At 70.2% G+C, this 11,134-nt stretch carries 11 protein-coding genes; 2 read left to right on the top strand and 9 right to left on the bottom strand.

All coding sequences use genetic code 11. From position 1 onward, the window contains the following. The coding region (locus BSE24067_RS31730) for a hypothetical protein (RefSeq protein WP_174904989.1) at positions 1 to 333 on the bottom strand (333 nt) is incomplete at its 3' end. A 140-nt stretch (positions 334 to 473) separates the two neighbouring features. Between BSE24067_RS31730 and BSE24067_RS31725 the strand changes: the two genes are divergently transcribed. Together BSE24067_RS31725 and BSE24067_RS31720 are read left to right on the top strand one after the other, a co-directional pair. Beyond that, the gene (locus tag BSE24067_RS31725) at positions 474 to 830 is read left to right on the top strand and encodes a DUF3175 domain-containing protein (protein ID WP_151068407.1); all 357 of its coding nucleotides are present in this window, start codon (positions 474 to 476) and stop codon (positions 828 to 830) included. Positions 831 to 917: 87 nt separating this feature from the next. Further along, positions 918 to 2,240: a cation:proton antiporter gene (locus BSE24067_RS31720; RefSeq protein ID WP_151068406.1), complete on the top strand. Its 1,323-nt coding sequence runs from the start codon at positions 918 to 920 to the stop codon at positions 2,238 to 2,240. 5 nt (positions 2,241 to 2,245) lie between these two features. Here BSE24067_RS31720 and ligD read toward each other — a convergent pair whose 3' ends face one another. The 8 genes from ligD to BSE24067_RS31680 form a co-directional block, all read right to left on the bottom strand. Beyond that, positions 2,246 to 5,101 (bottom strand): DNA ligase D, encoded by a 2,856-nt coding sequence (gene ligD, locus BSE24067_RS31715; RefSeq protein WP_151068405.1) that lies wholly within the window; start codon positions 5,099 to 5,101, stop codon positions 2,246 to 2,248. Positions 5,102 to 5,135: 34 nt separating this feature from the next. Beyond that, the gene (ku, locus tag BSE24067_RS31710; RefSeq protein ID WP_151068404.1) at positions 5,136 to 6,191 is read right to left on the bottom strand and encodes a non-homologous end joining protein Ku; all 1,056 of its coding nucleotides are present in this window, start codon (positions 6,189 to 6,191) and stop codon (positions 5,136 to 5,138) included. Positions 6,192 to 6,243: 52 nt separating this feature from the next. Beyond that, positions 6,244 to 8,346, bottom strand: coding sequence for a catalase HPII (katE, locus tag BSE24067_RS31705; protein ID WP_151068403.1), 2,103 nt, complete (start codon positions 8,344 to 8,346; stop codon positions 6,244 to 6,246). Between the two features lie 142 nt (positions 8,347 to 8,488). Beyond that, positions 8,489 to 8,875 (bottom strand): DUF3022 domain-containing protein, encoded by a 387-nt coding sequence (locus BSE24067_RS31700; RefSeq protein ID WP_151068402.1) that lies wholly within the window; start codon positions 8,873 to 8,875, stop codon positions 8,489 to 8,491. Beyond that, on the bottom strand, positions 8,872 to 9,033 hold the full coding sequence (locus tag BSE24067_RS31695; protein ID WP_006398937.1) for a DUF1328 domain-containing protein: 162 nt from the start codon (positions 9,031 to 9,033) through the stop codon (positions 8,872 to 8,874). Before BSE24067_RS31695 ends, BSE24067_RS31700 begins: the two co-directional genes overlap by 4 nt. Positions 9,034 to 9,079: 46 nt before the next feature. Further along, on the bottom strand, positions 9,080 to 9,268 hold the full coding sequence (locus BSE24067_RS31690; RefSeq protein ID WP_038572123.1) for a DUF3008 family protein: 189 nt from the start codon (positions 9,266 to 9,268) through the stop codon (positions 9,080 to 9,082). A gap of 73 nt (positions 9,269 to 9,341) precedes the next feature. Next, positions 9,342 to 10,775: an RNA polymerase factor sigma-54 gene (locus BSE24067_RS31685; protein ID WP_151068401.1), complete on the bottom strand. Its 1,434-nt coding sequence runs from the start codon at positions 10,773 to 10,775 to the stop codon at positions 9,342 to 9,344. A gap of 151 nt (positions 10,776 to 10,926) precedes the next feature. Continuing rightward, positions 10,927 to 11,134 (bottom strand): hypothetical protein (locus BSE24067_RS31680; RefSeq protein WP_217460375.1); only part of this gene is annotated, 208 nt, incomplete at its 5' end.

Below are 11,134 nucleotides of genomic sequence, written 5' to 3'. Positions count from 1 at the left end.
GCCGTTACCGCCGCCGGTGCTGCCGCTGCCGCCCGTGCCGGCGCCGTTCGGGCCGCCCGGTTTGGTGCGCACGTGCGGGCGGGCATGCGAGCGCGTGCCGCGTGGCTCCTGCATGCGCGTCGCAGGCGGCGGCGCCGCCGTATTGCCGTTCGTCATGCCGCTGCCGGTGCCTTGCGCCGACGTGTCGGGCGGCGACAGGATCGGCGCGCCGGTCCCTTCGCCGGGCCGCTGCGAGTTCTGCGCCCATGCGGCCGGTGCGGCCGCGACGAGCGCAACGGCCGCGCACGCGACAATCCGGTGCGCGGCGAATTTCGATTCGGATGCTGGCTTCATGGAGCGTTCTCCCTCAATAGAACCGCCGTCGTGGAATTTCCTACGCTTTCGGTTCAGCAAGGCGCGTGCCGTCAGTGGGCGCGGCACGCGCCTTGCGGCGCTGCGGCCATTCCTGCCGACCCCGTACGGAGCTGCCGCCCATGCCCTCAGCCACCGCCTCCCATCCGCGCGGCAAACGCGCGACGCGCCGCCCCGGCCGCGCGCGCAGCAACGATCCGCATCGCCGCAGGCGCTGGTCTGCCAGCGTGATGCAAAAAAGCGATGCGCTCGATCTCGAGCCGCACATCTTCAAGTCCGACGATCCGGGCGAGATCGCCGCGTCGCTGAAGCGCTCGGCCGAACACAGCCGCCGCCGCAAGGCGACGCCGTTCCAGTCCGCGATGTCGATGCTGAACTTCTACGTGAATCGCGCGGGCCGCAACCTGCCGAAAACACGCCGCACGACGCTCGAACGCGCGAAGCGGAAGCTGCGCGAGGCGTTCGGCCGCAAGCCGTGACGGCTTGTTGCGACCGTCGGCCGTCACGGGCGCGGCGCGCACACCGCGTCCGCGTATCGACCTGCTCCACCTCCCCCACCGTCACGCATGCATGAAACCCTGTGGTATCTCATCATCGGCGTCGTGCTGTTGAGCATGGGCGTCGCGACGTCGGCGCTGCGCCATCTGCCGTGCAGCAGCGCGATGATCTATCTCGCGCTCGGCATCGCGCTCGGCCCGTCCGGCGCCGGGCTGCTCCATCTGGACATCGAGCGCGATGCGGTGCTGCTGCGCGAGATCGTCGAGGTCGCGCTGCTGGTGTCGCTGTTCGCGATCGGGCTGCGGCTGCGCGTGCCGCTGTCCGACAAACTGTGGCTCGTGCCGTGCCGGCTCGGCCTGCTCGCGATGGTCGTCACGGTGCCGCTGCTCGCCGGCTGCGCGGTGCTCACGCTGGGGCTCGGCTGGGGCCCCGCGCTGCTGATCGCGGCGATCCTCGCGCCGACCGACCCGGTGCTCGCGCACGACGTGCAGGTGCACGATCCCGGCGATCGCGATCTGGTGCGCTTCGCGCTGTCCGGCGAAGGCGGGATGAACGACGGGATCGCGCTGCCGTTCGCGCTCGCGGGCCTCGCGCTGTGCGGCGCGCCCGGCACGCCGCACGGGCCGCCGGCGTTGTCGGGCACGTTCGCGCTGTTCGCGCTGTGGGGCATCGTCGGCGCGGCCGCGATCGGCGGCGCGCTCGGCGCGGCGACCACCAAGGCGATCGGCTGGCTGCGCACCCGCTATGCGCAGGCGCTCGGCTTCGAAGGCTTCTTCGCGCTCGCGCTGATCGTGCTGTCGTACGGCGCCGCGCAGCTCGCGCACACGTTCGGCTTCATCGCGACGTTCGCGGCCGGCGTCGCGATGCGCCGCGTCGAACATCGCGCGAGCGGCGATCGCCCGCCGCGCGAGGTGATCGGCCGCATCGATTCGGAGGACGTGGTCGCGACCGAGAAGCATCCGGAGAAGGTGCACGCGTTCATGGCCGAGTCGGTGCTCGATTTCACGATCGAACTCGAACGCATCGCGGAAGCGCTCGTGATGACGATGATCGGCAGCGTGCTCGCCGCGCTGTCGGCGCCGCTCGTCACGTGGGGCGCGGCCGCGCTGGCCGTGCTGTTGTTCGTGGCCGTGCGGCCGGTCGCGGTGCTGCTGACGCTCACCGGCTCACGTGCGACGCACGCGCAGCGGCGGCTGATGGCATGGTTCGGGATCCGCGGCATCGGCTCGTTCTACTACCTGCTGTTCGCGCTCGAACACGGGCCGTCGAGCGCGGTGCGCCCGCTCGCCGCGCCGGTGCTGGCAGTCGTCTGCGCGTCGGTGATCGCGCACGGCGTGTCCGCGACGCCGCTGATGGACTGGTATTACCGGCTGCAGCATCGCCGCCGCTGAGCGCGTCACGACCGGCCGAGCCGCGCGCGCATCTGCGCGGTGATCCGTTGGCGCGTGTCGTCGTAGCCTTCCCACGGGTCGCGCTTCAGCCGGTCGAGACGTTCGTGCAGCGTGCCGATCGTCCATTGGTCGCCGCCCGTCGTGTCGGGCACTTCGTCCCAGCGCAGCGGCACCGACACGCCCATGCCGGGCCGCGCGCGCACCGAGTACGCGGCGATCGTGCTCGCGCCGCGGCCGTTGCGCAGGTAGTCGATGAAGATCTTGCCGCGCCGGTGACGCGGCCCCATCGTCGCCGTGAAGCGGTCGGGCAGCGCGCCGGCCACATGCTGCGCGACCGCGCGCGAGAACTCCTTCACGTCGTCCCATCCCATATGCCGCGTGATCGGCACGACGACGTGCAGCCCCTTGCCGCCGCTCGTCTTGCAGAACGACGCGAGGCCCAGTTCGTCGAGCAGCCCGCGCACGAGCTGCGCGGCCTCGATCATCGTGCTCCACGGCAGCGCCGGATCGGGATCGAGGTCGAACACGATCCGGTCGGGCCGCTCGATGTTCGATGCATGCGCGTTCCACGTATGCAGCTCGATCGTGCCCATCTGCGCGGCGCCGAGCAGCGCGTCGACGCTGTCGAGCGACAGCAGCGGACCATGCCCCGGATCGAGCCCTTCGTGCTGCGTGACGAACGGAATCTCGCGACGCTCCGCGTGCTTCTGGAAGAACAGCTCGCCGGTGATGTCGCCCGGTGCGCGCACCAGCGACACCGGGCGGCCCTTCAGGTCGCGCAGCAGCCACGGCGCAACCCACTGCCAGTAGCGCGCGAGATCGATCTTGCGCGTGCCGCTGTGCGGATCGATCACGCGATCGGGATGCGTGATGCGCACGCGGCCGAGCCGGCCGGCGCCGCCATCGTCTCCCGCGGCGCGCGCGGACGAGCGCGCGCGCGTGCCGGTCTTGCGATCGTCCGTGTCGCGCGCCGTGTGCGATGCGTGCTTGCGCGCGTCGCCGTGCGTGGTCTGACGCTGATCCATCGAACTCTCCTTTTCCGCGGTTTCCGTATGCCTGGGCACCTCGCGCACGATCTGCGACGCCGGCTTGTCTTCGCGCAGCGCGATGAACGCCGCTTGCCGCACGATGCCGTCGCCGGTCCATTCGGCGAATTCGCATTCGGCGACGAGCGTCGGCTCGATCCAGTGCACCGGCGTGCGCGAACGCTCGCGCGGCGGCGGATCGAACGGCGGCGTCGCGCGCTCGTGCTTGCGCAGGATCGCCGCGAGCTTGTCGAGCATCCGCGTATCGAAGCCCGTGCCGACGCGACCGGCGTAGCGCAGCGGCCCCGGCCCGCGCGAGCGCGTGCCGCCGCCCGACGGTTCGTGCACGCCGAGCAGCAACGCGCCGAAGCCGCTGCGGCTGCCCGACGGCTCCGTATAGCCGCCGATCACGAATTCCTGCCGGCGCCGGCATTTGAGCTTGATCCACGCGGGCGAACGGCCGGCGCGATAACGCGAGTCGGCGCGCTTGCCGATCAGCCCTTCGAGCCCGGTGTCGCATGCGCTCGCGATCAGCGATGCGACGTCTTCGCCGAGATCGGGCGAGAAGCGCAGCCGCGCGGGATCGCTGTCGGCAAGCAGCGGTTCGAGCAGCGCGCGGCGCGCGGTGAGCGGCGCGTCGCGCAGATCGTAACCGTCGAGGTAAGGCAAGTCGAATACGAACAGCGTGACTTCATCGGAACGTCCGGCGCCGAGTGCGTTCTGCAGCGCCTGGAAGTCGGGCAGGCCGTTCGGTCCGAGCACGACGGCCTCGCCGTCGAGCCATGCGTCGTCGACGTCCAGCGCCGCGAGCGCGTCGCGCTGCGCACGCAGCTTCGCGGTCCAGTCGCGGCCTTCGCGCGTCATCAGCGTGACGCGCCGCCGCGTGCCCTTCCCCGAAATGCGCGCGAGCATCCGGTAGCCGTCGAACTTCAGTTCGTAGCACCAGCCGCGTTGCGTCGGCGGCGCGTCGACCAAGGTCGCGAGTTGCGGCGCGACGCGCTCGGGCAGCGGCGCACGCACCGCGCCGTCGACCTCGGACGGGTCGGCAGGCCGGCCCGCGCCGGCATCCGTGTTAGCGTCGGTGTCGGCTTCGTGACCGTGGCCGTCGTCGTGCCGCCCGGCGCGCGCACCGCGCTTGCGAGCGGGAGCGGCCTTGTCGCCGCGGCCGCGCGGCGAACCGCGCGCGCGCGTTGAACTGCCGCCGGCATCCGCACGCGACGCCGACGTTGACGCGTCGCCGTCGTGCACGCTCCCCGGCCGCTCGCCGACGACGTCGAATTCGTCCGCACTGCGCGCGTCGTCGTCGCGCTCCTTGATCAGCAGCCACTGCTCCTGCCGCCCTTCCTGCCGCCCGCTGCGCACGAGCGCCCAGCCGCCGTGCAGCTTGTGGCCGTCGAGCCGGAACGTCAGCTTGCCCGCGCGATAGCCTTCGCGCGCGTGCGCGAGCCCGCCGTCGGGCGTCCACGTACCTTCGTCCCATACGACGACCGACCCGGCGCCGTAATGCCCGGCCGGAATCTCGCCTTCGAACGACGCATATTCGAGCGGATGGTCCTCGACGTGCACCGCCAGACGCTTCACGGTCGGATCGAAGCTCGGCCCTTTCGGCACGGCCCACGACTTCAGCGTGCCGTCGAGTTCGAGCCGGAAGTCGTAGTGCAGCCGCCGCGCGTGGTGTTCCTGGATCACGAAGCGCAGCGGATGGCGCGTGCGGGCGGCCGGCCGCGCGTCCGGCTGCGCGCCCGCCTTCGTTCGGCGCCGGCCGTGCACGCCCTCGGGCTCCGGCGTCGCGTCGAAATGGCGTTTGCGGCGATACGGATCGAGCTTGCCGGCCATCGTGTCACCTCGCGTTTCGCGGCGTCATCCGCGCTCAGGCTGCGTGCTTGCGTCGTGCGGCGGTCTTCTTCGCCGCATGCTCGCCGGCGCCCGCACGCTTCGCGGCCGGCCGCTTCGCCGCGGTTTTGGCCGCGGGCGCCTTCGTCGCGGATTTCGCCGCCGGCTTGCGGCGCGCGCCGCCGCGCGACGAAGGAGGCGACGAAGACGACGCATCCGTATCCTCGTCCTCGTCACGCCCGGCGCGCTCGTTACGTTCGTTGCGCTCGTTGCGCAGATCCGCGGCCCTCGCGCCCGCACCGCCCTTCAGGCTGCGCTTGAGCAGCTCGGTCAGGTCGAGCACGTTGGTCGCCGCGCGGCCGGTTTGCGCGGGGCGTTCCTCGATTTCCTCGATCTTGCCCGCACGCACCTTGCGCTCGACGAGCTCGAGGATGTCGTCGCGGAACGTGTCGTGATACTCGTCGGGCGTCCATTCGCCGGACATGTCGTCGATCAGCTTCTTCGCCATCCCGAGTTCGCGCGCGGTCACGCCCGCGCGCTTCGCGTCGTCGGCCGGCACCTGCAGCTCGTCGAGCGGGCGCAATTCCTCCTGCCAGCGCAGCGTGTCGAGCGCGAGCATCGGCCCGACCGGAATCAGCGCGCCGAGATGCTGGCGGTCGCGCATCACGACGAGCGCGATACCGATCTTGCCGCTGTCCTTCAGCGCGTCGCGCAACAGCGCATAGACCTTCTCGCCCTTGCGGTCCGGCACGAGGTAGTACGGCGTGTCGAGATACAGGAACGACACCGCGTCCGCGTCGACGAACGTCAGGATGTCGACGGTCTGCGTCGACTCGGGATTCGCCGCGCGAATCTCGTCGTCGGTCAGTACGACGTAGCGCTCCTTTTCGTACTCGTAGCCGCGCACGATGTCCTCGCGCGTGACTTCCTTCCCGGTGCGCTTGTTGATCTGCCGGTAGCCGACCGGATCCATCGAGCGCTTGTCGAGCAGCCTGAACGACGGCTTCACGGTGCGCGTCGCCGGGAACAGCTGCACGGGCACGTGCACGAGCCCGAAGCTGATCGCGCCTTTCCATATCATCCGCGGTGGCATGCCTGTCCTCCTTTGCTGCGGACGCGCCCGCCGCCCGACGCGGCGGGCCGCGCTAAGCCGGCAGCTCGGCTGCCTGCTGCTCGCGCGCCCACACGCGATGCCGGCCGATTTCGCCGCAAAACGCGCCGAGCACCGCGTCGAGATCGACCGCCTGCCCGACGCACACGCCTTCGGCCGGGTCCGGCAGGTGCGCGGCGCTCAGCAGTTGACGGCCCGAGCCGACCGCAGCGATCGGCTTCAGATGCTTGAACGCCTCGCGCACGAAGTGTCGCGCATCGGCGCTGTGCGTCAGATTCTGCCCGTCGCCGCCGCATACGAACACCGCGTCGAACATCACCGACGGCATCCCGGCGAGCGTCGCCTGCGGCACGAGGCTGCCGATCGGCGCGAGCGTCGGCGCGACGATCGTCGGCACCGCGCCCGCGGCCGCGAGCGTGCTGCGCACCTGCTCGACCAGCGCCTGGTTCACGCCCGGCGTCGCGACCAGCGCGATCTTGCGCGAGCGGATGTCCGGCTTCGAGCGGCCGATCAGGCTCAGCGACGGCGCACGCTGCCTGACGGCCGGCGTCGTGGCCGTTTGCGGCGCCGGCAGCCCGAGCCGTTCGGCGACCTGCGCGGCGAGCCCGGCGTCGAAGCGCGCGATGATCTCGTTGACCACGCGCTCGCGAATCTCCGGCCGCGTCACCTTGCCGAGCTCGAAGCAATACGCGTCGCGGATATGCCGCTGCTCGATCTCCGTCATGCTCTGGTAGAACAGCGCCGGCTGCGAGAAGTGATCGGCGAACGATTCGCTGCGCACGCGGACTTTCTCGCCTTCGAGCGGCTCGTGCACCGTCTCGAACCCGCCGCCGGACGGCGCGGGCGGCGTCTCCCGCGGCCAGCCGCCGTTCAGCGAATTCGGTTCGTACGACGCCTGCCCGACCGCGATCGTCTGCCGGTGCATCGCATCGCGCTGGTTGTTCGCGAACGGGCACAGCGGCCGGTTGATCGGCAGCTCGTGGAAGTTCGGGCCGCCGAGCCGGCTCAGCTGCGTGTCGGTGTACGAGAACAGGCGCCCCTGCAGCAGCGGATCGTTCGTGAAATCGATGCCGGGCACCACGTGCCCCGGATGAAACGCGACCTGCTCGGTTTCCGCGAAGAAGTTGTCGGGATTGCGGTTCAGCGTCATCCGGCCGATCGGCTTCACCGGCACGAGTTCTTCCGGCACGAGCTTGGTCGGGTCGAGCAGGTCGAAGTCGAACTTGCGCGCGTCGGCCGGATCGATCAGCTGCACGCCGAGTTCGAACTCCGGATAGTCGCCGCGCTCGATCGCCATCCACAGATCGCGCCGGTTGAAGTCCGGATCGTGGCCGGCGATGCGCTGCGCTTCGTCCCACAGCAGCGAATACGCGCCGCTCACGGGGCGCCAGTGGAATTTCACGAAATGCTCGGCGCCGGCCGCGTTGACGAAGCGGAACGTGTGCACGCCGAAGCCGTCCATCGCGCGATAGCTCGCGGGCAGCGCGCGGTCGGACATCAGCCACAGCACCGTGTGCGTCGTCTCCGGCACGAGCGACACGAAATCCCAGAACGTGTCGTGGGCCGACGCGCCGGTCGGCATCTCGTTCGGCGCCTCCGGCTTCACCGCGTGCACGAAGTCGGGAAACTTGATCGCGTCCTGGATGAAGAACACCGGCATGTTGTTGCCGACGAGATCGTAGTTGCCTTCCTCGGTATAGAACTTCACCGCGAAGCCGCGCACGTCGCGCACCGTATCGGCCGAGCCGCGCGGGCCCTGCACGGTGGAAAAGCGCACGTAGACCGGCGTTTCGGCCGCCGGGTCCTGCAGGAACGCGGCCTTCGTATAGTCGGCCATCGACTCGTACACGCGAAACACGCCATGCGCGGCGGAACCGCGCGCATGCACGACCCGTTCGGGAATCCGTTCGTGATCGAAGTGCGTGATCTTCTCGCGCATGATGAAGTCTTCGAGCAGCGACGGACCGCGCGCGCCCGCGCGCAGCGTGTTCTGGTTGTCGGCGATGCGCACGCCCTGGTTGGTGCGCAGTGCCTGGCCGTCGGGCCGCAGCCGGTTCTCGTCCAGCTGGCGCGACTTCGCGCTGTCGGGTTGCGGCGGGTTGGACGGCGGCTGGCCGGATGGGTGGGGATTCGTCATCGGCGAGTCCTCGTTTTAGGTTCGGTGAAGCACGGTTTCGTGCGCGGCCGCGGCGCGACGCACGAATACCGGCGCGCAAAACGGGCGAAGCGGGCGGGCCGCGTCGCCATGGCCGGCGGTGCCGCTGCGAGCGGCGGCGGCGTCAGGGCGCGCGTAGCGCGCGTTCGAACTCCGCGTGCGTCACGTCGAGCGCGACGCTGCATTCGATTGCCGCGTCCTCGACGCGCGGCTTCTGCTCGTCCACCGCGCGCCGCGCGCGGTCGCACAGCTGGGTGCGCACGCGCAGCCGGTCGGCCGCGCCGAGCGACCCGTAGCGTTCCAGTACGTCGGCGTCGAACCGCAGGTCGACCGCGCAGCGCCATGCGCGCGCGCTGTCCTCGGCGGGCACGCGCACCCACGACACGTGGATCGTCAGCCGGCCCGACGCGTCGTCGGCATCGACGACGACGGTCGACTCCGACGGAAAGCCGTTCGCGAGCGCACCTTCAAGTTCGGCGATGCGCTGCGAACGGTCGGGCAAGGCCGTCATCGGCGCACGACACCCAGCAGCAACGTGACCAGGAAGATCACGACGAAGATGTAGAACAGGATCTTCGCGATTTCGGCCGCACCGGCCGCAATGCCGCCGAAGCCGAACACGGCGGCGATGATCGCGATGACGAAGAAGATGAGAGCGTATCGAAGCATGAATTCCTCCTGGAGAACGGTGACCGCCGGCGCCTGTCGGCGGCGATCAAGAATCGTGCTTGTGCCTGGGTTTGCCGTGGGTTGGCGTCGAAGCCATTTTTTCGAGCTCCTTCTCGCTCATCGATTTGGCCATCGACTTCGAAGGCGGCTTCAGGTCCTTCATTTTGGTGTCGCCGCGCTTGGCGGACAGGGCGGCCCCCGCGGCGCGCTGCTGTGCCTGGGACTTGGCTGGCATGGCTTTCCTCCTCTTGGTGACGCGCGCGGGCACCGCGGCTCGCGTGCCGCGCGCAGTTCGAAGAACGGCATCGTCATGCGGCGTCGCGCCGGCGCAGCTCGGCCGGCGGGATCTTCATCGCCTGGCGATACTTGGTGACGGTACGACGCGCAAGAAGGATGCCGCGGCCCGCGAGATTCTGCGCGAGCGCGACGTCCGACAGCGGATCGTTGTGGCGCTCGCTCGCGATCATGTCGCGGATCAGCACCTTCGCGGCGGACGCCGAGCACACGCCCTTGCCGGCCGCTTCCAGCTTGCGCGGGAAGAAGTGCTTGAACTCGAACGTGCCGTGCGGCGTGGCCATGTACTTGTTGCCCGTCGCACGCGACACCGTCGATTCGTGCAGATCGAGTTCCTCGGCGATGTCGCGCAGCACGAGCGGCTTCATCGCGATCTCGCCGTAGCGGAAGAAGTCGCGCTGCCGCGCGACGATGCATTCGCCGACGCGCTGGATCGTGTCGAAGCGCTTCTGCACGTTGCGGATCAGCCAGCGCGCTTCCTGCAGCTGCTGGCCGAGCGGCGAATCGCGCTCGCCGCTCGACTGCGCGAACAGCGTCGCATAGCGCTCGTGCAGCCGCGCGCGCGGCAGCACGGCCGGATTGATCGTGACGATCCATTCGTCGCGCACCTGGCGCACGATCACGTCGGGCACCACGTAGTCGCCGCGCGTGCTGCCGTAATGGTTGCCCGGGCGCGGATCGAGCCCGCGCACCAGCGCGCAGGCAGCCTGCAGCGTCGCCTGGTTGCAGCCGACGCGCCGCTGGATCTCCGCCGTCTCGCGGCGCGCGAGGCGCTCGAGATGCTCGCGTGCGATCACCTTCGCTTCCGCGAGCGCCGGCGTGCCGGCCGGGATCGCGTCGAGTTGCAGCACCAGGCATTCGGACAGCGAACGCGCGGCGATGCCGGGACGATCGAGCATCTGCACGAGCCGCAGCGCGACCGCGAGATCCTGCTCGGTCAGCAGCAGCGCCGGGTCGGCGGCCACGAGCAGTTCGGACAGCTCCTGGCGCAGGTAGCCGTCGTCGTCGAGCGCGTCGATCACGAGGCGCGCGGCCTCGCGGTCGCGCCGGTTCAGCGGATAAAGACGCAGCGCGTCGTGCAGCTGCTGATGCAGCGACGGTTCGGCGGCCATCCATTCGCCGGGCGACAGATCGCCGCCGTCCTCGCCCTGACGGCCCGCGCCGCGCGGCGCGGGCGCGGCCGTGTACGACACGTCGCCGTCCGGCGGACGCACATCGTCGCGCTCCGGCGCCGTTTCGGCGGCCGCGGCGTCGGCCGTGGGCTCGGGCGCATCGGCGCCGACTTCGTCGTCGCTCTGGCCATCTTCGAGAAACGGATTCGAGTCGAGCGCCTGCCGCAATTCCTGCTGGAATTCGAGCGAAGACAACTGCAGCAGGCGAAGCGACTGCTGAAGCCTCGGCGTGAGTGCCAGATGCTGTCGCATCTGGAGCGCAAGCGTGACTGACATCGATGCCCTCCTGACGGTGTACGGAATTCGTATGCAGGAATCGATGCAGCTTCCGTGCCAGTGCCGCGAAACGCCGTCCGGCGCGGGTTTGCGGGTTTCGGTCCCCGATATGCAGAGCCGTTGAAGCCGCTTTTTTACAAGCGCCGGGAAGTTAGGGGGCACGGAATTCGCGACGGAGCCGGGGCGGCACATGCGGCCCGCATTGACGCACGACGGTCTCGTCGAAGCGGCGCTGCGTCGCGCCATCCGGCGTTCGCACGGACGTCGGCGCCGCCGCGCGATCCGCGATCGCGAACGGCGTCGCGCCGAGCCGCTGCGGGCGCGCGCCGAAGCGCGCCGACGCGCGCCCGCTGGCCCGG

The organism is Burkholderia latens, assembly GCF_902499045.1.
GTDB classification, from domain to species: domain Bacteria; phylum Pseudomonadota; class Gammaproteobacteria; order Burkholderiales; family Burkholderiaceae; genus Burkholderia; species Burkholderia latens.
Note: the sequence above shows the minus strand (reverse complement) of the source record. Positions and strands in the feature narration are given on the sequence as shown.

Bases quoted from the DNA above. Each gene is read 5' to 3' on its own strand.
- BSE24067_RS31685 (WP_151068401.1), bottom strand. From the start codon at position 10,775: ATGTCAGTCACGCTTGCGCTCCAGATGCGACAGCATCTGGCACTCACG.
- katE (WP_151068403.1), bottom strand. From the start codon at position 8,346: ATGACGAATCCCCACCCATCCGGCCAGCCGCCGTCCAACCCGCCGCAA.
- BSE24067_RS31720 (WP_151068406.1), top strand. From the start codon at position 918: ATGCATGAAACCCTGTGGTATCTCATCATCGGCGTCGTGCTGTTGAGC.
- ligD (WP_151068405.1), bottom strand. From the start codon at position 5,101: ATGGCCGGCAAGCTCGATCCGTATCGCCGCAAACGCCATTTCGACGCG.
- BSE24067_RS31725 (WP_151068407.1), top strand. From the start codon at position 474: ATGCCCTCAGCCACCGCCTCCCATCCGCGCGGCAAACGCGCGACGCGC.
- BSE24067_RS31690 (WP_038572123.1), bottom strand. From the start codon at position 9,268: ATGCCAGCCAAGTCCCAGGCACAGCAGCGCGCCGCGGGGGCCGCCCTG.
- ku (WP_151068404.1), bottom strand. From the start codon at position 6,191: ATGCCACCGCGGATGATATGGAAAGGCGCGATCAGCTTCGGGCTCGTG.
- BSE24067_RS31695 (WP_006398937.1), bottom strand. From the start codon at position 9,033: ATGCTTCGATACGCTCTCATCTTCTTCGTCATCGCGATCATCGCCGCC.
- BSE24067_RS31700 (WP_151068402.1), bottom strand. From the start codon at position 8,875: ATGACGGCCTTGCCCGACCGTTCGCAGCGCATCGCCGAACTTGAAGGT.